The organism is Streptomyces sp. NPDC047042 (assembly GCF_040644035.1).
Taxonomy (GTDB): domain Bacteria; phylum Actinomycetota; class Actinomycetes; order Streptomycetales; family Streptomycetaceae; genus Streptomyces.
Genome location: NZ_JBEYVP010000015.1, coordinates 208681 through 229016 on the forward strand (window position 1 = coordinate 208681; position 20336 = coordinate 229016).

The window sequence follows — 20336 nt, forward strand, 5'->3', positions numbered from 1 at the left end:
AACACGGTCGCTCCAGCCGCCAAGGACAGTGCGTCGCCGCTGGGCACGGAAGCGGACGGGGGCCATGCCGACGCGGCGGGCGAACAGGCGCGAGAAACAGGCGGAACCCCGGGCGCTACCCGGCATGCGGACGTTCGATCACCGGTGGATCGGCGGGATCGGGAACACGGCCGCTCCAGCCGCCAAGGACAGTGCGTCGCCGCTGGGCACGGAAGCGGACGGGGGCCATACCGACGCGGCGGGTGAAGAGCCGGGAGAGGTAGGCGGAGCCCGGGCGCTACCTGGCATGCGGGTGTTCGATCATCGGTGGGTCCGCGGGGTCGGGGACACGGTCGCTCCAGCCGCCGGGGACCGTGCGCCGCTGCAGGGCGCGGAAGCGGACCGGGGCCATGCCCACGCGGCGGGTGAACAGGCGGGAGAAATAGGCGGGGTCGTCGTAGCCGACGCGGTGGGCGATGGTGGCGACGGGCAGTTCGGTGGTGGCGAGGAGTTCCTTGGCGCGGCTCAGTCGGATGCCGAGGAGGTAGTCCTTGGGGCTGCAGCCGGCGCCGCGTCGTACGGCGGTGCGCAGTTCGGCCGGGGTCATGCCGTGCCGGGCGGCGTGTTCGGCGACCGTCAGGGGGCGGCAGGCGTCGCGGGCGAGGGCGGCGAGGACCTGGTCGCCGTCAGGTGCGAGGTCGGCGCGGGTGCGGCGCAGGGTGACGAGGAGTTCGTGTACGGCGGCGGCCGTCTCGACCTCGAGGATGGGGTTGTCGCGGCGTGCGGCGCGGGCCATGCGCCGGATCACGGCTCGGGCGGGGCCCGCGTCGGTGAGGGGGACGAGGGGCCGCTCCGGTTCGATGTAGCCGAGTTCGGCGTACGTGGCGGTGGCGGGGCCGGTGAAGTCGACGAACGCCTCGTCCCAGCCGGTGTCGGGGTCGGGCCCGTAGTGGTGGGCGGTGCCGGGGGTGAGCCAGATCAGGGTGGGCGCGGTGACGGGCCTGCGGTGTCCGTCGGCGCCCTGGAACCAGCCCCGGCCGCTGCTGACGACGACGGCCACGTGGTGGTCGAGGACACGTGGGCCGACGGTGGGCAGGGCGCCGTGCTGAAGGCCCACGCCGAGGCAGACGAGGCCGAGCCGGTGGTGGGCGGGCGCGGGGCTGAAGAAGCGCATCCAGGTGCGGTACATCCGCGTTCCTCCCGCCCGCGTCGCGGTCGCCTCTCCGAGCCGCCGGTCCGGGAGCCGGGGCCAGGGCCCAGGGTCTGAGAGGTCCAAGGTCCAAGGTCCAACTGGCGCCGATCTTCGTCCATGGACGCGGTCGGCCGCCAGGGGTGCGGACGGGACACCCGGGCGAGTTCACGGGTGGGGGCGCTCCCCCAGGTACGGGGACACGCCGCGGCGGCGCTCTCCGGGTACGGGGACACGCCGCGGCGGCGCTCTCCGGGTACGGGGACACGCCGCGGCGGCGCTCTCCGGGTACGGGGATGCGCCGCAGCGGCGCTCTGCGGGCTCGGGGACGCGCCGCGGCCCGAACCGCCGCCCACGCCTGCCGTGTTGGGCGTGCGGCCCCGCGCGCGCGACGGAAGGGGCGCCGCCGATCGCCGTACTCGACGCCCGGTTTCCAGTTCCAGGAACGCGGCCCGGGTCAGACCCGGCGGCCCGGGTGGCGACGCGTGCGGCCGTATCCGGCGGAGCTGGCCGCCCCGCCGGACTCGGGGCCCTACAGCGCGGACGCCGCCCGGGCTATGTCCTTCGCGAACGTGGACACCTGGGAGTAGACGCCGGGTACGCCGGGCCGGGCGCAGCCGTCGCCCCAGCTGACGATGCCGACCTGGATCCAGGCGCCGGTGTTGTCCCTGCGGAACATGGGCCCACCGGAGTCGCCCTGGCAGGTGTCGACGCCGCCCGCGAGGTAGCCGGCGCACAGTTCGTCACCGGGCACCAGACGCTTGCCGTAGTGCAGTTTGCAGCCCGCGTCGCTGATGTACGGGACGGTGGCCTTCAGGAGCTTGGTGGTGCCGGTGCCCTGGTTCTCCTTGGTGTCGCCCCAACCCGCGATGGTGAACGTGCCGCGGTTGTACTGCGTGGTCGTGGCGATCTTGAGCGTGGGCTTGTTGATCGGCCGGGCGAGCTTGATGAGCGCCCAGTCCTTGCCCATGCCGTCGTAGCCCGGGGCCTGGCGGACCTTGGTCGACCTGACCTTGATCGCGCCCGAGGCGTTCAGGTCGGCGACACCCGCGGTGACGGTGATGCCGGTGTTGGCACCGGAGCCGTCCACACAGTGGGCGGCGGTAAGGACGACGTCCTGCTTGTAGAGCGCGCCGCCGCAGCCCATCGAGAGGTGCACCAGCCACGGGAACTCGTTCTGCGCGGCGGGCGTTCCTCCTATGACCGGCGCGGGCGCGGCCTGGGCGGCCAGCGGCTGGAGGCTCGCGATCGCGAGGGCCGTGGCCCCGACCGCCGCTGCCCGCTTGACCATGGAGAGACCTCTTCCGGCCGACGAGGTAGGGATCAACGTACGTCCTTTCGTATGTGCGGGGGTGTGATGACAAAGAACGCAAGTATGAAGATCGAGGCGGGTGCGGGGCAAGGGCATAACTCACGTGCCGTTGAGGGAACCGGACGGAAGGAGATCCGCTCTTACTGACGGCACCCCGGCACGTATCGTGGAGAGGGTTCAGGGCGTCTGGGGGTGAGGACGTGGCGAACGGCGGACCGGTCGAGCACGGCTACCCACATCTGGAGACGGTGCGGGCCGCGATCAACGCGCTCTACAAGAGGCTGTCGTACGACACCGTCCAGACCTTCTCGACCAGCGTGGCCCCTGTCGACGTGGCCTTCTGCGACACCGACGACCTGTATCTGGGCGCACAGCGCGTGGCCCACGAGATGGTGCGCCACTACCACCTCCCGGACGCGCGCATGATCGTCGGCTTCCGCGAGATGACCCACGCGGCGAATGTCGAACTGGCGGCGGGGCCCGAGTACTTCATCGAGTTGAACGACCGTTTCCGCACCCACCGCAGGGACATCGGCGCTGCCCTCGCCCACGAGGTGATGCACGTCTATCTGCACCGCCTGGACCTCTCCTTCCCCGGCACCCGCGACAACGAGATCCTCACGGACACGGCGGCGGCCTACCTGGGCGCGGGCTGGCTGCTCCTGGACGCCTTCCGGGAGGACGCGACCTCCTCGCAGAAGCTCGGCTATCTCACCCCGGAGGAGTTCGGGTACGTCCTGGCCAAGCGCGCGCTGGTCTTCGACGAGGACCCGGCGATCTGGTTCACCAGCCCGCAGGCGTACACGGCGTACACGGCGGGCAGGGAGCTGGCCCGCCGGGACACCCGCCAGCCCCCGCTGACAGCGGCCGGCTGGGCGGGCCGCCGACAGTACGCGCGCGACCGCCGCCACGCCCAGGACCAGCACGCGCCGACGGCTTCCCAACCGCCCGGTGTCCCGTACAGCTTCACGCCCGACAGACAGGAGGAACACGACCGGCTGCGGGTCTCGTTCCCCTGCCCGACCTGTCACCAGCGCATCAGGGTGCCGGTGCGAGGGCGGATGCGGGCGCGGTGCGGGGTGTGCCGGACGGTGCTGGAGTGCGACACGTGACATCAGGGAAACGTGGGGCATTTCACCCCGAAACCCTTTGCCCCACCGCCTCTTGGGGAGCGATGGTCGGAAGGTATGAACGGGCAGCGACCTCCGAACGGCAGTGAGCGCGAACGCGATCTCTTCACCGCGGTGTACGAAGGTGACGAGGACGCGGTCGTACGGCTGCTGCGCCTCGGTGTGAGCCCGGAAGCGGTGGACGAGGACGGCCAGACCGCCCTGTACGTGGCGGCGGTGAGCGACGCGCCCGGCATCGTACGGCTGCTGCTGTCCGCCGGGGCCGCGCCCGACCGGCTGAGCGCGGGCTCCGACCTCCCGCTGTGCGGCGCGGCCTGCGGCGGCCACACCGAGGTCGTACGCGCCCTGCTCGCTTCCGGGGCCGTGCCGGACGCGGTGGAGGCGTTCGGTTTCACGGCCCTGGCCTGGGCCCTGCGATGCGGTCACGCGTCGGTGTCCGAGGCCCTCCTGGCAGCGGGCGCCGACCCGAACCGCCCCGGCCCCACCGGCGAACCCCCACTGGTCACCGCGGCCCGCCGGGGCTCTGCCGCCTGCGTACGTTCCCTGCTGGCCCACGGCGCCGGGTCGAGGGTGGAAGCACTGACAGAGGCACGCCGCTGGACCCGCCTGGACATCGCGGCAGAACTCCGGGCGAGCCTGGCCCGCGCCCACGGCTTCGGCGGCGAGTACGTGACGCGCCGCTGGCCGGAGACCGTAGCCGTGGAACTCGTCCGAGACGGAACCACGGTGGCAGGCACAGACCAGGGAACCGGCCATGCGGAGATCGTGGAGGTACTGGAGGGGGCACTGGGCCTAGGGTGAGAACACACTCGCCTGCTGCCGCATGACAGCCCGGCCCGCACCCCCCCCAGCCCGTCCGGCGTTTGAGGACAAGGCCCGTTCAGGGCCGAAGCGGGGGTCTGGGGGCGGCAGCCCCCGGGGATGGGACGGGTAGGGGCGGCGGGGGCGAAAAAACAGGCCGAACCCCCATCACCCGTCCCCGACACCCTTGTTGACCGTAGCCGCATCCAAAAACGCCGGCCGCTCCCCCCCACCATGCACCAACAAGCTCGCCCCACTGACATACGCAGCCGCATCGGACGCGAGAAACACCACCGCACCCCCCACATCCCCCGGCTCCGCCAGCCGCCCCGCGGGAACCGTGCGAGCAACAGCCTCCACCCCGTCAACACCCCCGTAGTGCAGATGGGACTGTTCCGTGCGAACCATGCCGACGACAAGCGTGTTGACCCGTACCTCCGGAGCCCACTCCACGGCCATCGACCGAGCGAGATGCTCCAGCCCCGCCTTGGCGGCCCCATACGCGGCGGTCCCCGGCGAGGGCCTGCTCCCGCTGACGCTGCCGATCATCACGACGGACCCCCGGGCCCGCTTCAGCTGCTCGTACGCGGCAAGGGAGACAGTGAGCGGCGTGATCAGATTCAACTCGACAACACGCACATGCCGCTCGACATCCGCACCCCCACCCGCCCCCGCACCACCCCCGCCCAGAGGCCGATAGGGACTGCCCCCCACGTTGTTGACAAGCACATCGAGCCGAGGCAGCCCCCCGACGAAGTCGTACACGGCGGCCCGGTCCCGAAGATCGACGGCCCTGAACTCCACACCAGGCAAGGGGACTTCGGGGGACCGCCGGGCACAGACCACCACCTCCGCCCCCGCCTCGGCGAGGGCACGCGCGACCCCCGCGCCGACTCCCCGGGTACCACCGGTGACCAGCGCGACCCGGCCACTCAGACCACCACTCACCGCACCGCCCACCGAACCCCTCCCCCCGCCCCTCCCCGAGCCGTTCACAGCCGTTCGATGATCGTCACGTTCGCCTGTCCCCCGCCCTCACACATCGTCTGGAGCCCGAACCGCCCACCCGTGCGCTCCAGTTCGTGCAGAAGGGTCGTCATCAGCTTGACGCCGGTCGCTCCGAGGGGATGACCGAGGGCTATCGCACCGCCGTTGACGTTGACCCTGGCCGGATCCGCGCCGGTCTCCTTCAGCCAGGCCAGCACCACCGGCGCGAACGCCTCGTTGATCTCGACGAGGTCGATGTCGTCAATGGACATGCCGGTCTTCTTGAGGGCGTGCGCGGTGGCCGGGATGGGCGCCGTCAGCATCCGGATGGGGTCCTCGCCGCGTACGGAGAGATGGTGGACGCGCGCCCGGGGCCGCAGCCCGTGTTCGCGTACCGCCCGCTCGGAGGCGAGCAGCATCGCGGCGGCGCCGTCGGAGACCTGGGAGGAGCAGGCGGCGGTGATGGTGCCGCCGTCGATGACGGGTTTCAGGCCGGCCATCTTGGCCAGGGAGGTGTCCCGGCGTGGCCCCTCGTCGACGCCCACCGTCTCGTAGGGCACGGTCTCGCGCGTGAAGCGGCCCTCGTCGATGGCGCGGACCGCCCGCTCGTGCGAGAGCAGGGCGAACTCCTCCTGGTCCTGCCTGCTGATGCCCCACTTGGCGGCGATCATCTCGGCGCCGGCGAACTGGTTCACCGGCCGCTCCCCGTACCGTGCCCGCCAGCCCGCGCTGCCCGCGAAGGGGCCCTCCGTGAGCCCGAGGGGCAGGGCCGCCTGGCGGGAGGCGAAGGCGATCGGGATCATCGACATGTTCTGGACGCCGCCCGCGACAACGAGGTCCTGGGTGCCGGACAGCACGGCCTGCGCGGCGAAGTGCACGGCCTGCTGGGAGGACCCGCACTGCCGGTCGACGGTCACGCCCGGCACCTCCTCGGGCAGCCCGGCGGCCAGCCAGCTGGTGCGGGCGATGTCACCGGCCTGCGGTCCGACGGTGTCCAGGCACCCGAAGACGACGTCCTCGACGGCGGCAGGGTCGACCCCGGACCGCGTCATGAGTGCCGTCAGCGCGTGCGCGCCGAGGTCCGCCGGATGGACACCGCTCAGACCACCTCCGCGCCGCCCGACGGGCGTACGGACCGCTTCGACGATATAGGCCTCGGCCATGGCAACTCCCTCACAGGGCTACACAATGTGGCTGCGCGATCGGGCTATTCACGTACGGCGATCCCGTCCAGCACCATCGACAGGTACTGGCGGGCGATCTCCTCCGGGCTGTGCTGTCCGCCCGGCCGGTACCAGGACGCGGCCACCCACACGGTGTCGCGCACGAAGCGGTAGGTGAGACGGATGTCGAGGTCGGCGCGGAAGACCTCGGCGGCGACCCCGCGTTCGAGCGTGGACAGCCACGCCTTCTCGAATCTGCGCTGCGACTCGGCGAGGAACGCGAACCGCTCCTGCGTGACGAGCTGCTGGGACTCCTTCTGGTAGATCGCGACGGCGGCGCGGTGCCGGTCGATCTCCCGGAACGACTCGGTGACCAGCGCCTCCAGCGTTTCGCGCGGCCCGGACTCGGCGTCCAGGACGGTGTCGTAGCCGTTCCACAGTTCGTCGAGGAACGTGCGCAGGATCTCCTCCAGCATCGATTCCTTGGAGTCGAAGTGGTAATAGAGGCTGCCGGCGAGCATGCCGGCGTGGTCCGCGATCTTGCGTACGGTGGTGGCGTTGTAGCCCTGTTCGGCGAACACCTCGGCGGCGGTGTCGAGGAGTTCACGGCGACGGGCGGGCACGGCGGTCACCTGGGACTTCTTCTTCGTAGGAGGCACGTGCCCATTGTGGTCCCAGTCATGAGCCGGCCTACGGGTGCTGGCTGCTGACGGAGACGACTTCTCCGGTCAGGTAGGAGGAGTAGCCGGAGGCCAGGAACACGATGACGTTGGCGACCTCCCAGGGCTCGGCGTACCGCCCGAAGGCCTCACGGGCCGTCAGTTCGGCCAGGAGTTCGGGGGTGGTCACCTTCACGAGGTGGGGATGCATGGCGAGGCTCGGTGACACGGCGTTGACCCGGACCCCGTACTCGGCCGCCTCGATCGCCGCGCTGCGGGTCAGCGCCATGACGCCGGCCTTCGCGGCGGCGTAGTGCGCCTGACCGGCCTGGGCCCGCCAGCCGACGACGGACGCGTTGTTGACGATCACTCCCCCGGAACCATCTGAACCACCCGACCCGCTCTCGCGAAAGGCGCGCAACGCGGCCCGTACGCACCGGAACGTGCCGCCCAGTGTCACATCCAGCACCTTCGACCACTGTTCGTCCGTCATGTCGACGAGGGTCGAAGTGCCCCCGAGACCGGCGTTGTTGACGACTATGTCGAGGCGGCCGTGCACGCGCACGGCCATGTCGAAGAGTGCCTGCACCTGGCGTTCGTCGGTGACGTCGCAGGGCAGCGCGTCGACACCGTCGAACTCCCCCGCAAGCTCCCCCTCGTACTCCTTGAGCCGCCGTGAGTGCGCGTCGCTGATCAGCACGCGAGCGCCCTCCTCCAGGAAGCGGCGGGCGGTGGCCCCGCCGATCCCCGCGCCCGCGGCTGCCGTGATCACGGCGGTGCGGCCCTTCAGCAGCCCATGTCCGGGTACGTACGCCGGACTGTCGACGTCTCCCATGAACCCACCGTAACCTACCAAACACTTGTTAGGGAAGGTGATGGGCCGGAGGACTCGGACTCTCAGTGGTGGTGATCGCCGCTGGTGAGTTCCCGGTACTCCTCAGGAGTCGGCTTGGGGATCCTGGTGTCGGGGCCGAACATGGACCGGGCCAGCCGGGCCCGCAGCCGCTGCGCGGGGGTGACCCGGCGCCGGACACCGTTGCTGTCGACGAGCGGGCCGATCTCGTACGGCGGGGACTGTTCGTGCTGGGTGAGGGTGAACAGCGCCTCCTGCGGGAGTTGTTCGTGGACCTCGATGTACTCGCCGTGCGGAAGCCGCTTGATGACCCCTGTCTCCCTGCCGTGCAGCACCTTGTCGCGGTCGCGGCGCTGGAGCCCCAGACAGATCCGCTTCGTCACGACGAAGGCGACCACCGGCACCACGAAGAAACCGACCCGCACGAACCAGGTGATCGTGTTGATCGACAGATGCAGATGGGTGGCCACGATGTCGTTGCCGCCACCGATCAGCAGCACGCCGTAGAGGCTCAGCCAGGCCACGCCGAGGCCCGTACGGACCGGGACGTTGCGCGGCCGGTCGAGAATGTGGTGCTCGCGCCGGTCGCCGGTGATCCAGCCCTCGATGAAGGGATAGACGCCGATGGCCGCCATGATGAGCGGGAAGAGGGAGAAAGGGATGAAGACGCCGAGCACCAGGGTGTGGCCCCAGGCGTTGATCTCCCATCCCGGCATCACCCGGATCAGCCCCTCGGAGAAGCCGAGATACCAGTCGGGTTGGGCGCCGGTGGTGACGAGGTCCGCGCGGTAGGGGCCGAACGCCCAGACGGGGTTGATGCTCGCGATGGCACCCATGACGGCCAGCACGCCGAAGGTGAGGAAGAAGAAGCCGCCCGCCTTGGCCATGTAGACCGGCAGGAGGGGCATCCCGACGACGGTTTTCTCGTCGCGGCCGGGCCCCGGGTACTGCGTGTGCTTGTGGTAAAAGACCAGGATCAGATGGGCGACGACCAGCCCCAGCATGATCCCCGGCAGCAGCAGCACATGGATCGGGAAGAGCCGCGAGATGATGTCGTGGCCCGGGAACTCCCCGCCGAAGAGGAACATCGAGAGGTACGTCCCCACGACCGGGACGGACAGGATCGCGCCGTCGGCGAAACGGAGGCCGGTGCCGGAGAGCAGGTCGTCCGGGAGCGAGTAGCCGGTCAGGCCGGTGATGATGCCGAGGAACAACAGGGTCCAGCCGAACACCCAGTTGAGCTCGCGCGGCTTGCGGAAAGCGCCGGTGAAGAAGACCCGCATCATGTGGATGAGCATCCCGGCGACGAAGACGAGCGCCGCCCAGTGGTGGATCTGCCGGATCAGCAGTCCGCCGCGTACGTCGAAACTGATGTCGAGCGTGGACTCGTACGCCCTGGTCATGATGACGCCGTTGAGCGGTGTGTACGTGCCGTTGTAGACGACCTCGACGCCGCTCGGCTCGAAGAACAGGGTGAGGTAGACACCGGTGAGGATCAGGACGAGGAAGCTGTAGAGGCAGACCTCGCCGAGCATGAACGACCAGTGGTCCGGGAAGACCTTGCGCATATTGGCCTTGGCGAGGGCGTAGAGGCCCAGCCGCCCGTCGGCCCAGTCGGCCAGCTTCTCACCCCTCGGAACCTCACCTCTGCGCGCGTAACTCCCTTTGTCTGAAGCCGTGTTCATCCGTACTGCCTCCCCCTCGGATCTTCCTCAGGGTGGCACGAGGGCCGACGGATGCCAACGGTGCGTACGCCGGTGTCAGCCGATGACTCCCTCGGCGCGAGCGGCGACCAGCCACTTCGGGAACTCCCCCACCAGACGGTCGTACAACTCGTCGTCGGACACGGCGCGCGGGTCCGAACCGGCGTGGAAGAACCCGGCGTTGTCGACGACCCGCCGCTGCGGCACCGCCAGCTCGTCGAGCCTGCGCAGGAAGTCGAACTGTTTGCTGGTCGCGTCCCCGAAGCCGATGAACTGCCAGAACAGCGGCAGCCGGGCCGACTTGCAGACGTACCGTTCGGCGGCGGATCTGCTGGTTGGTCCACCGTCGGTCTGGAAGACGACGAGTGCGGGGTCGGTCGCCCCGCTGTCGAGGTAGTGATCGATGACCGCGTCCATGGCCAGGTGATAGTTGGTTCTGCCCATGTGACCCAGGCCGGTGACGATCCGCTCGACGTGACCCTGGTGGTTGTCGAGCGCGATGTCCGTCGTGGCGTCGATGTCAGTCGAGAAGAAGAAGACCGGAACCGTCCCGTCGTCGTCCAGATGCGCGGAGAGCCCCAGAACCCGGTCCGCGAGCGCCTGAACGCTGCCGTCCTTGAAATAGGGCCTCATGGAACCGGAGTAGTCGACCACCAGATAGACGGCCGCCCGCTGACCGTCGAGCCCATGCCGTTCGACCGCCGCCCCGGCGCTCTTGTAGAGGCTGACCAGCGCGGGCGCTGTCTCCTGCACCTTGGTGAGACTGATCGCGGCCAAGGGTGGCTCCTTACCGGAATGTGCCGAACTGACGCAAATGCTGAGAGTACGTCACCCGGACGAGCGACAGCCCCCCATACTCTGTGACTCATGAAACGAACCGGCGTTCTCCTCCTCGCCGTTGTGCCGCTGCTGGTGACGACAGCCTGTCTGTCCGTCAGGTCGGACGACTCCCGCGGCCCCGACGCCAAGCGGGTGGAGGCCGGCCCGCTGGAGGCGGAGACCACGCTCGCGGACCCGGCGAAGAAGGAACTCGCCCAACAGATCGTGGCGAGCGCCGAGAACGGGACGCTCGACTGGCGCAGCGCGTACGGCTATGTCGAGGACATCGGCGACGGACAGGGCTACACGGCCGGCGTCATCGGCTTCTGCACGGGCACCCACGATCTGCTCACCCTCGTCGAGGACTACACGAAGGACCACCCGGACAACGCGCTCGCGCCCTACCTTCCCGCGCTGCGCAGGGTCGACGGTACGGACTCGCACGAGGGTCTCGATCCGGGGTTCCCGGCGGCCTGGAAGAAGGAATCGAAGGTCGCCGCCTTCCGGCAGGCGCAGGACGAGAAGCGGGACACCGGCTACTTCGAACCGGCGCTTCGGCTCGCCGTCCGTGACGGGCTGGGACTGCTGGGCCAGTTCGTCTACTACGACGCGATGGTCTACCACGGTCCCGGCGACGACTGGTTCAGCACGGGCGGCATCCGCGCCGCCGCCCTGAGGAAGGCCGCCGGCCCGGCGGAGGGCGGCGACGAGAAGGCGTACCTCGGCGCGTTCCTCGACGCCCGCCGCAAGGCGATGCTGGACAAGAGGCCGGGCGTGGACACCAGCCGCGTCGACACGGCCCAGCGGCGCTTCCTCGACAAGGGGAACCTGGAACTGCGTACACCGCTGGAGTGGAAGGTGTACGGGGACACGTACAAAGTGCCGTAGGACGTGCCGCGGCGCCCGCCAACGTCCGGTCGGGGACTGTGGCGAGCGCCGTGGTGTGTTCGTTCCGTACGCCGTTGTACGGGACGTCTTGGGTGGGCCCGTCAGACCGTCAGGGAACGGTCCGTCGGGCGGATCGGGGCCGGGAGGTCGCTCGCGCCCGTGAGGAAGCGGTCGACTCCGCGGGCCGCCGAGCGGCCCTCGGCGATGGCCCAGACGATGAGCGACTGGCCGCGGCCGGCGTCACCGGCGACGTACACGCCGGGGACGTTGGTCTGGAAGTCGGCGTCGCGGGCGATGTTGCCGCGCTCGTCGAGGTCCAGGCCGAACTGCTCGACCAGGCCGTTCTCGCGGTCGGTGCCCGTGAAGCCCATGGCGAGGGTGACCAGCTGGGCGGGGATCCTGCGCTCCGTGCCCGGCTTCGGGGTCAGCTTGCCGTCGATGAACTCGACCTCGGTGAGGTGCAGCCACTGCACGTTGCCGTGCTCGTCGCCCTCGAAGTGGGTCGTCGAGACGGAGTAGACGCGCTCGCCGCCCTCCTCGTGCGCCGAGGTGACCTTGTAGAGCATCGGGAAGGTCGGCCAGGGCTGCCCCGGGTTCCGCTCGTCGCCCGGGCGGGGCATGATCTCCAGCTGGGTGACGGAGGCCGCGCCCTGGCGGTGGGCGGTGCCCACGCAGTCCGCGCCGGTGTCGCCGCCGCCGATGACCACGACGTGCTTGCCCTCGGCGGTGACCGGCGGGGCCACGAAGTCGCCCTCCTGCACCTTGTTCGCCAGGGGCAGGTACTCCATCGCCTGGTAGACGCCCTTGAGCTCGCGGCCGGGGACCGGGAGGTCACGGGCGGTGGTCGCACCGGCGGCGATCACGACGGCGTCGTACCGCTTGCGCAGGTCCGTCGCCTTGAGGTCGCGGCCGATCTCGATACCGGTACGGAAGCGGGTGCCCTCCGCGCGCATCTGCTCGATACGGCGGTTGATGTGCCGCTTCTCCATCTTGAACTCGGGGATGCCGTAGCGCAGGAGGCCGCCGATGCGGTCCGCGCGCTCGTACACCGCGACCGTGTGACCGGCCCGCGTCAGCTGCTGGGCGGCGGCGAGACCCGCCGGGCCCGAGCCGATGACCGCGACCGTCTTGCCGGAGAGGCGCTCCGGGGCCTGGGGGGCGACATCGCCGGTCTCCCAGGCCTTGTCGATGATCGAGACCTCGACGTTCTTGATGGTGACGGCGGGCTGGTTGATGCCCAGCACGCACGCCGACTCGCACGGAGCCGGGCACAGGCGGCCGGTGAACTCCGGGAAGTTGTTCGTGGCGTGCAGACGCTCGGACGCCGACGTCCAGTCCTCGCGGTAGGCGTAGTCGTTCCACTCGGGGATCAGGTTCCCCAGCGGACAGCCGTTGTGACAGAACGGGATTCCGCAGTCCATGCAGCGGCCGGCCTGCTTGCTGATGATCGGCAGCAGGGAACCGGGAACGTAGACCTCGTTCCAGTCCTTGAGACGGACGTCCACCGGGCGGGACTTGGCGACCTCGCGGCCGTGGTTCAGAAAGCCCTTGGGATCAGCCATTGGTCGCCGCCTCCATCATCTTCTCGGTGATCTCGGACTCGGTGAGTCCGGCTCGCTCGGCGGCGTCCTTGGCGGCGAGCACTGCCTTGTACGTACCGGGGATGATCTTGCTGAATCGCTCCACCGCGACATCCCACTCGGCCAGGATCTTCTCGGCGACCGTCGAGCCGCTCTCCTCCTGGTGGCGGCGCACGACGTCGTGCAGCCACTGCTTGTCGGCGTCGTCGAGGGCCTCGACCGCGTCCACGTTGCCCACGTTGACGTTGTCGCGGTTCAGGTCGATGACGTACGCGATACCGCCCGACATACCGGCCGCGAAGTTGCGGCCCGTCTCGCCGAGGACGACCGCGCGTCCGCCGGTCATGTACTCGCAGCCGTGGTCGCCCACGCCCTCCGAGACGACCGTCGCACCGGAGTTGCGGACACAGAACCGCTCGCCCGTACGACCGCGCAGGAACAGCTCGCCGCCGGTCGCGCCGTACGCGATGGTGTTGCCCGCGATCGTCGAGTACTCGGCGAGGTGGTCGGCGCCCCGGTCGGGACGGACGATCACCCGGCCGCCGGAGAGGCCCTTGCCGACGTAGTCGTTGGCGTCGCCCTCCAGGCGCAGCGTGACACCGCGCGGCAGGAACGCGCCGAAGGACTGGCCGGCGCTGCCGGTGAAGGTGATGTCGATGGTGTCGTCGGGCAGACCGGCCCCGCCGAACTTCTTCGTCACCTCGTGGCCGAGCATCGTGCCGACCGTGCGGTTGATGTTGCGGATGGCGACCTGGGCGCGGACCGGCTGGGCGTCGGTCGCGCTGTTCGCGGCGAGGGCGTCGGCGGCGAGCTTGATCAGCTCGTTGTCGAGCGCCTTCTCCAGCCCGTGGTCCTGCTCGATGACCTGGTGCAGCGGGGTGCCCTCGGGCAGCTCCGGCACGTAGAAGAGCGGGGACAGGTCCAGGCCCTGCGCCTTCCAGTGGGTGATCGCCCGCTCCACGTCGAGGGTCCCGGCCTGGCCGACGGCCTCCTCGATGCTGCGGTAGCCGAGCTCGGCGAGGATCTCGCGGACCTCTTCGGCGATGAACTGGAAGAAGTTCACGACGTACTCGGCCTTGCCGGCGAACCGGTCGCGGAGCACCGGGTTCTGGGTGGCGATACCGACCGGGCAGGTGTCAAGGTGGCAGACGCGCATCATGACGCAGCCGGAGACGACGAGCGGCGCGGTCGCGAAACCGAACTCCTCGGCGCCGAGCAGCGCGGCGATGACGACGTCACGGCCGGTCTTGAGCTGGCCGTCGGTCTGGACGACGATGCGGTCGCGCAGCCCGTTGAGCAGCAGCGTCTGCTGGGTCTCGGCGAGGCCGAGCTCCCAGGGACCACCGGCGTGCTTGAGCGAGGTGAGCGGCGAGGCGCCCGTTCCGCCGTCGTGGCCGGAGATGAGGACGACGTCCGCGTGGGCCTTCGACACACCGGCGGCGACCGTGCCGACGCCGACCTCCGAGACCAGCTTCACGTGGATCCGCGCCTGCGGGTTCGCGTTCTTCAGGTCGTGGATGAGCTGGGCGAGGTCCTCGATGGAGTAGATGTCGTGGTGCGGCGGCGGCGAGATGAGGCCGACACCGGGGGTGCTGTGCCGGGTCTTGGCGACCCACGGGTACACCTTGTGGCCGGGCAGCTGGCCGCCCTCGCCGGGCTTGGCGCCCTGGGCCATCTTGATCTGGATGTCGTCCGCGTTGACCAGGTACTCGCTGGTCACACCGAAGCGGCCGGAGGCGACCTGCTTGATGCTGGACCGGCGCGCCGGGTCGTACAGGCGCTCCGGGTCCTCGCCGCCCTCACCGGTATTGGACTTGGCGCCCAGCTGGTTCATGGCGATGGCGAGGGTCTCGTGCGCCTCCAGGGAGATGGAGCCGTACGACATGGCGCCGGTGGAGAAGCGCTTGACGATCTCGCTGACCGGCTCGACCTCGTCGATGGAGATCGAGGGGCGGTCCGACTTGAAGCCGAACAGGCCGCGCAGCGTCATCAGGCGCTCGGACTGCTCGTTCACCCGGTCCGTGTACTTCTTGAAGATGTCGTAGCGGCGGGTGCGCGTGGAGTGCTGGAGGCGGAAGACCGTCTCCGGGTCGAACAGGTGCGGTTCGCCCTCGCGGCGCCACTGGTACTCGCCGCCTATCTCCAGGGCGCGGTGCGCCGGGGCGATGCCGGAGGCGGGGTACGCCTTGGCGTGCCGGGCGGCGACCTCCTTGGCGATGACGTCGATGCCGACGCCGCCGATCTTGGTGGCGGTGCCGTTGAAGTACTTCTCGACGAAGTCCGAGTCGAGACCGACGGCCTCGAAGACCTGGGCGCCCCGGTAGGAGGCGACGGTCGAGATGCCCATCTTGGACATGACCTTGAGGACGCCCTTGCCGAGGGCGTAGATCAGGTTGCGGATGGCCTGCTCGGGCTCGACGCCGGGCAGGAAGGTGCCGGCGCGGACCAGGTCCTCGACGGACTCCATCGCCAGGTACGGGTTCACCGCGGCGGCGCCGAACCCTATGAGCAGGGCGACGTGGTGGACCTCGCGGACGTCACCGGCCTCGACCAGCAGGCCCACCTGGGTGCGCTGCTTGGTGCGGATGAGGTGGTGGTGGACGGCGGCGGTGAGCAGCAGCGACGGGATCGGGGCGTGCTCGGCGTCCGAGTGGCGGTCCGACAGGACGATGAGACGGGCGCCGTTGTCGATGGCCGCGTCGGCCTCGGCGCAGATCTCGTCGAGGCGGGCGGCGAGGGAGTCGCCGCCGCCGCTGACCCGGTAGAGGCCGGAGAGGGTCGCGGCCTTCATGCCGGGCATGTCGCCGTCGGCGTTGATGTGGATGAGCTTGGCCAGCTCGTCGTTGTCGATCACCGGGAAGGGCAGGGTGACGCTGCGACAGGAGGCGGCGCTGGGCTCCAGCAGGTTGCTGGCGGGGCCGAGGGAGGAGCGCAGGCTGGTGACCAGCTCTTCGCGGATGGCGTCCAGCGGCGGGTTGGTGACCTGCGCGAACAGCTGGGTGAAGTAGTCGAAGAGCAGACGCGGACGCTCGCTCAGCGCGGCGATCGGCGAGTCGGTGCCCATGGAACCGAGGGGCTCGCCGCCGGTCTTGGCCATCGGCGCGATGATGACGCGCAGCTCTTCCTCGGTGTAGCCGAAGGTCTGCTGACGGCGGGTGACCGAGGCGTGGGTGTGCACGATGTGCTCGCGCTCGGGGAGGTCGGAGAGCTCGATCTCGCCGGCCTCCAGCCACTCCGCGTAGGGCTGCTCGGCGGCGAGGCCGGCCTTGATCTCGTCGTCCTCGATGATGCGGTGCTCGGCGGTGTCGACGAGGAACATCTTGCCGGGCTGGAGGCGGCCCTTGCGGACGACCTTCGCGGGGTCGATGTCGAGGACGCCGACCTCGGAGCCGAGGACGACGAGGCCGTCGTCGGTGACCCAGTAACGGCCGGGGCGCAGTCCGTTGCGGTCGAGGACCGCGCCGACCTGGACACCGTCGGTGAAGGTGACGCAGGCCGGGCCGTCCCAGGGCTCCATCATCGTGGAGTGGAACTGGTAGAAGGCGCGGCGGGCCGGGTCCATGGAGTCGTGGTTCTCCCACGCCTCCGGGATCATCATCAGCACGGAGTGGGGCAGCGAACGGCCACCGAGGTGGAGCAGCTCGAGCACCTCGTCGAAGGACGCGGAGTCGGAGGCGTCGGGCGTGCAGATCGGGAAGACCCGCTCCAGGCCCTTGTCGCCGAAGAGGTCGGAGACGAGCTGCGACTCACGCGCCCGCATCCAGTTCCGGTTGCCCTTGACCGTGTTGATCTCGCCGTTGTGGGCGACGAAGCGGTACGGGTGGGCGAGCGGCCACGACGGGAAGGTGTTCGTGGAGAAGCGCGAGTGGACGAGCGCGACGGCCGACGCGAAGCGGCGGTCGGACAGGTCCGGGAAGAAGGGCTCGAGCTGGCCGGTGGTCAGCATGCCCTTGTAGACGATGGTCCGCGCGGAGAGCGAGGGGAAGTAGACGCCGACCTCGCGCTCGGCGCGCTTGCGCAGCGCGAAGGCCTTGCGGTCGAGGTCGATGCCCTTGGCGGGTACCTCGGCGCCGTCCGCGACGAAGATCTGCCGGAAGGCGGGCATCGTCGAGCGGGCGGTGGCGCCGAGAAGTGCGGGGGCGACGGGGACCTCGCGCCAGCCGAGGACGGTCAGGCCCTCGTCGGCGGCGATCGTCTCGATACGTGAGACGGCCTCGGCGGTGGTCGGGTCGGCCTCGGTCGCCGTCTCCTCCGGGAGGAAGGCGATGCCGACGGCGTAGGCGCCGGCCTCGGGCAGCTCGAATCCGGCCACCTCGCGGAAGAACGCGTCCGGGACCTGCGACAGGATGCCGGCGCCGTCGCCGGAGTCGGGCTCGGAGCCGGTGGCACCGCGGTGCTCGAGGTTACGCAGAACCGTGAGCGCCTGCTCGACCAGCGCATGGCTCGCCTCGCCGGTGAGGGTGGCCACGAAGCCGACGCCACAGGCGTCGTGCTCGTTGCGGGGGTCGTACATACCCTGCGCAGCAGGGCGAGCATCCATGAAGGACCACTTCTGGCCATTCTCGGAATGCTGGGACGGCTGGCGCGGCGTACGCATCGGCTCTCCCGTCGTCGTTGTGTGGCATATGCATTAAGCCGAGGGACGACGCTGGCCCTCTTGGAGTGCAAAATTTCACGCAGGTTACATGATGGGGCGATTCTCGGGAACCGGATATCGCGTACCAACATGCGGACACCGCGGCGTGCGGGGTGGTGACCGCGCTGCGGTGGAAGCAATTGGGGGTCGAAGCGGACAGATCGTTGTCCCCCGGCCCATGGCGAGGAGAGCGTCGTCGCCCTCCCCGCAGGTGCGCCGCAGGCTTCATTGCCCACAGCGCTTACGGCTCATGCCCCGTGGTTAAGCGTTCGAAACCAGCGAGTAACGGCTACTTATGCGGCCCAACGCATAAGTGCACGGTCACCTATCCTACGGCCGCACCGAACAGGTTGCCCAGGGCGTACGTCACACCGGCCGCCGCGCCGCCCAGCGCGAGCTGCCGCAGCCCGCTGAACCACCAGGTCCGAGCGGTCACACGGGCCACCACCGCACCGCAGGCGAAGAGCCCGACGAGCGCGACCAGGACGGCGGGCCACAACGCGGTCGCCCCGAGAAGATACGGGAGTACGGGCAGCAGGGCGCCCAGCGCGAACGCCCCGAAGGACGAGACCGCGGCGACGGCGGGCGAGGGCAGGTCACCGGGGTCGATGCCCAGCTCCTCGCGGGCGTGTATCTCCAGCGCCTGCTCGGGGTCGCGCGAGAGCTGCCGGGCCACTTCACGGGCGAGCCTCGGCTCGACGCCCCGGGACTCGTAGAGCGCGGCGAGCTCACGTTCCTCGTCCTGGGGGTGCTTTCTCAACTCCCGCCGTTCGACGTCCAGTTCGGCCTGGACGAGCTCGCGCTGCGAGGCGACGGAGGTGTACTCGCCGGCCGCCATGGAGAAGGCGCCGGCAGCAAGACCGGCGAGCCCGGTGATGACCACGGTCTGGTGCGAGACGGATCCGCCGGCGACACCGGTCATCAGGGCGAGATTGGAGACGAGCCCGTCCATCGCCCCGAAGACGGCCGGCCGCAGCCACCCACCACTGACATCCCGGTGGGTGTGGTTGTCGCGGTGCGCCTCGTGCAGCGCCGCCTCGGTGTCGATGATGGCCATGTCGTCCCCCAACTGATTCTGCCGCTGTCGCCTCTGGCGTTGCTTCTGAAATGTTTCCAAATTGGACTGATTCCAAGTTAGACTGATTCCACTTTTCGACAACCCTAAAAGTACGCCGCCGATTCCCCCTCCGCCAGCAAGGCGAGGCTGCCCTCACCTGCACATTCACCTCGATCGCTCATCCGTGTGCGGGCTCGCACAAATGTCGACCGGGTGATGCTGGGGCGCCTGAGGCTCGTGCGAACCGCTCCGGTGGGACAGTTCCGCAAAGGGTTCCGCTCCCCGGGAGGGAGCCCCTGGAACCCTCCGGAGGAGAGGCCGCGTATGGCATCGATCGCCTGCATTCCCTCGGTCCCGGCGCCCCAAGACGCCGCCGTACTCCGCGACAGAGCACGCGGCGCCCTGCTCGGTCTGGCCGTGGGGGACGCGCTCGGCGCCCCCGCCGAGAACATGAAGCCCTCGGAGATCCGCGCCCGCTGGGGCCGCATCACCGGCTACGTGGCCGAGAACCCGGCCGGCACGGACGACACGGAGTACGCGATCTTCTCGGGCCTCCTCCTCGCCCGGCACGGCTCGGCCCTCACCCCGGCCCATGTGGAGGCGGCCTGGCACCACTGGATCGCCGACCTCGACGAGGGGCCCTTCCGGGGCGCGGGATTCAGCGAACGCGGCACGCTGGAGAACCTGCGCCGCGGCCTCGCGGCCCCGATCTCGGCCCAGCACCGGCACGCCTGGAGCGACGGCCTCGCGATGCGCGCGGCCCCTTTCGGCGTCTTCGCGGCGGGCCGCCCGGCCGAGGCGGCCCGGCTGGTGGCGATCGACGGGTCGGTGAGCCACGACGGCGAGGGCATCTACGGCGGCCAGGCGGTCGCGGCGGGCGTGGCGGCGGCGATGGCGGGCGCGCCGACCATCGCCGTGGTGGCCTCCGCCCTGGCGGTGGTCCCCGACGACTCCTGGACGGCACGCTCCCTGCGCCGCGCGGTGGCGGTCGCCCACCGGGGCGAACGCGCGGTCCGCTCCGCGGTGGTCATCGGCGGCTACCCCTGGACCGACCTGGCCCCCGAGGCGGTCGCCCTCGCCTTCGGCGCGTACGCGGCGGCCGACGGTGACTTCACGGAATCGGTGCTGACAGCCGTCAACATGGGCCGCGACGCCGACACGACAGCGGCCGTCGCGGGCGCCCTGGCAGGCGCGACACGCGGCGCCTCGGCGATCCCGCCCCACTGGGCCGAGCCGATCGGCCCGGCCCGCGGCACCTGCCTCCCCTCGATGGCAGGCCACCACATCCTCGACATCGCGGAACTACTGACCCCGGGCGAGGGCGGCAAGTGGGGCGTCGCGAAGCCGGTCACGCCGGAGCAGGCGGCGTACGTCCTCGCCTCGGACGACGACACGGCGACGGCAAGGGAGGCACGCCCGTGAACCAAGGTCCGCGAACGAGCCCCGCCCCACCTACCCCAGCCCGTCCGGCGTTTGAGGACGAGGCCGTCCAGGCCGAAGCGGGGGTCTGGGGGCGGCAGCCCCCAGGGATGGGACGGGTAGGGGCGGCGGGGGCGATCGGACTCAAGGCGAACTCGTAC

General features: G+C 70.2%; 15 protein-coding genes and 2 pseudogenes. 4 read left to right on the forward strand and 13 right to left on the reverse strand.

All coding sequences use genetic code 11. The annotated features are described in order from the left end of the window. The 4 genes and pseudogenes from ABZ855_RS19660 to ABZ855_RS19675 form a co-directional block, all read right to left on the reverse strand. Positions 1–102: pseudogene (locus ABZ855_RS19660) on the reverse strand (AraC family transcriptional regulator); the annotation flags it as partial. A gap of 13 nt (positions 103–115) precedes the next feature. Next, a pseudogene (locus tag ABZ855_RS19665) lies at positions 116–265 on the reverse strand (AraC family transcriptional regulator); the annotation flags it as partial. 12 nt (positions 266–277) lie between these two features. After that, positions 278–1168 carry an AraC family transcriptional regulator gene (locus ABZ855_RS19670; RefSeq protein ID WP_360808385.1) on the reverse strand — a complete coding sequence of 297 codons (891 nt, stop codon included), beginning with the start codon at positions 1166–1168 and terminating at the stop codon, positions 278–280. Positions 1169–1700: 532 nt separating this feature from the next. Further along, positions 1701–2459, reverse strand: coding sequence for a serine protease (locus ABZ855_RS19675; RefSeq protein ID WP_360808387.1), 759 nt, complete (start codon positions 2457–2459; stop codon positions 1701–1703). Positions 2460–2680: 221 nt separating this feature from the next. On the opposite strand from ABZ855_RS19675, the gene ABZ855_RS19680 reads away from it, so the two are divergent. Next, positions 2681–3592: a hypothetical protein gene (locus ABZ855_RS19680; protein WP_360808389.1), complete on the forward strand. Its 912-nt coding sequence runs from the start codon at positions 2681–2683 to the stop codon at positions 3590–3592. Positions 3593–3667: 75 nt separating this feature from the next. Then, positions 3668–4411: an ankyrin repeat domain-containing protein gene (locus tag ABZ855_RS19685; RefSeq protein WP_360808391.1), complete on the forward strand. Its 744-nt coding sequence runs from the start codon at positions 3668–3670 to the stop codon at positions 4409–4411. A gap of 168 nt (positions 4412–4579) precedes the next feature. Here the strand turns inward: ABZ855_RS19685 and ABZ855_RS19690 are convergent, their stop codons facing one another. The 6 genes from ABZ855_RS19690 to ABZ855_RS19715 form a co-directional block, all read right to left on the reverse strand. Further along, positions 4580–5371 (reverse strand): SDR family oxidoreductase, encoded by a 792-nt coding sequence (locus tag ABZ855_RS19690; protein WP_360808393.1) that lies wholly within the window; start codon positions 5369–5371, stop codon positions 4580–4582. Between the two features lie 32 nt (positions 5372–5403). Next, entirely contained in the window at positions 5404–6561 is a 1158-nt protein-coding gene (locus ABZ855_RS19695; RefSeq protein ID WP_360808395.1) for an acetyl-CoA C-acetyltransferase, read from the reverse strand. 44 nt (positions 6562–6605) lie between these two features. Next, positions 6606–7220 (reverse strand): TetR/AcrR family transcriptional regulator, encoded by a 615-nt coding sequence (locus ABZ855_RS19700; protein WP_360808397.1) that lies wholly within the window; start codon positions 7218–7220, stop codon positions 6606–6608. A 31-nt stretch (positions 7221–7251) separates the two neighbouring features. Continuing rightward, on the reverse strand, positions 7252–8055 hold the full coding sequence (locus ABZ855_RS19705) for an SDR family oxidoreductase (protein ID WP_360808399.1): 804 nt from the start codon (positions 8053–8055) through the stop codon (positions 7252–7254). Positions 8056–8117: 62 nt separating this feature from the next. Beyond that, positions 8118–9758 (reverse strand): cytochrome bc complex cytochrome b subunit, encoded by a 1641-nt coding sequence (locus ABZ855_RS19710; RefSeq protein ID WP_360808400.1) that lies wholly within the window; start codon positions 9756–9758, stop codon positions 8118–8120. Between the two features lie 75 nt (positions 9759–9833). Next, the gene (locus tag ABZ855_RS19715; RefSeq protein ID WP_360808402.1) at positions 9834–10553 is read right to left on the reverse strand and encodes a VWA domain-containing protein; all 720 of its coding nucleotides are present in this window, start codon (positions 10551–10553) and stop codon (positions 9834–9836) included. 90 nt (positions 10554–10643) lie between these two features. On the opposite strand from ABZ855_RS19715, the gene ABZ855_RS19720 reads away from it, so the two are divergent. Next, positions 10644–11483, forward strand: coding sequence for a chitosanase (locus ABZ855_RS19720; RefSeq protein WP_360808404.1), 840 nt, complete (start codon positions 10644–10646; stop codon positions 11481–11483). A gap of 101 nt (positions 11484–11584) precedes the next feature. Here ABZ855_RS19720 and ABZ855_RS19725 read toward each other — a convergent pair whose 3' ends face one another. From ABZ855_RS19725 to ABZ855_RS19735, 3 genes are all read right to left on the reverse strand, one after another. Further along, on the reverse strand, positions 11585–13045 hold the full coding sequence (locus ABZ855_RS19725; RefSeq protein ID WP_360808406.1) for a glutamate synthase subunit beta: 1461 nt from the start codon (positions 13043–13045) through the stop codon (positions 11585–11587). Further along, entirely contained in the window at positions 13038–17660 is a 4623-nt protein-coding gene (gltB, locus tag ABZ855_RS19730; RefSeq protein ID WP_360808408.1) for a glutamate synthase large subunit, read from the reverse strand. The genes ABZ855_RS19725 and gltB overlap by 8 nt, the downstream gene beginning before the upstream one ends. A gap of 364 nt (positions 17661–18024) precedes the next feature. Next, positions 18025–18756 carry a VIT1/CCC1 transporter family protein gene (locus tag ABZ855_RS19735; protein ID WP_360808410.1) on the reverse strand — a complete coding sequence of 244 codons (732 nt, stop codon included), beginning with the start codon at positions 18754–18756 and terminating at the stop codon, positions 18025–18027. A gap of 324 nt (positions 18757–19080) precedes the next feature. On the opposite strand from ABZ855_RS19735, the gene ABZ855_RS19740 reads away from it, so the two are divergent. Continuing rightward, on the forward strand, positions 19081–20178 hold the full coding sequence (locus ABZ855_RS19740) for an ADP-ribosylglycohydrolase family protein (RefSeq protein WP_360808412.1): 1098 nt from the start codon (positions 19081–19083) through the stop codon (positions 20176–20178). Positions 20179–20336: the final 158 nt, after the last annotated feature.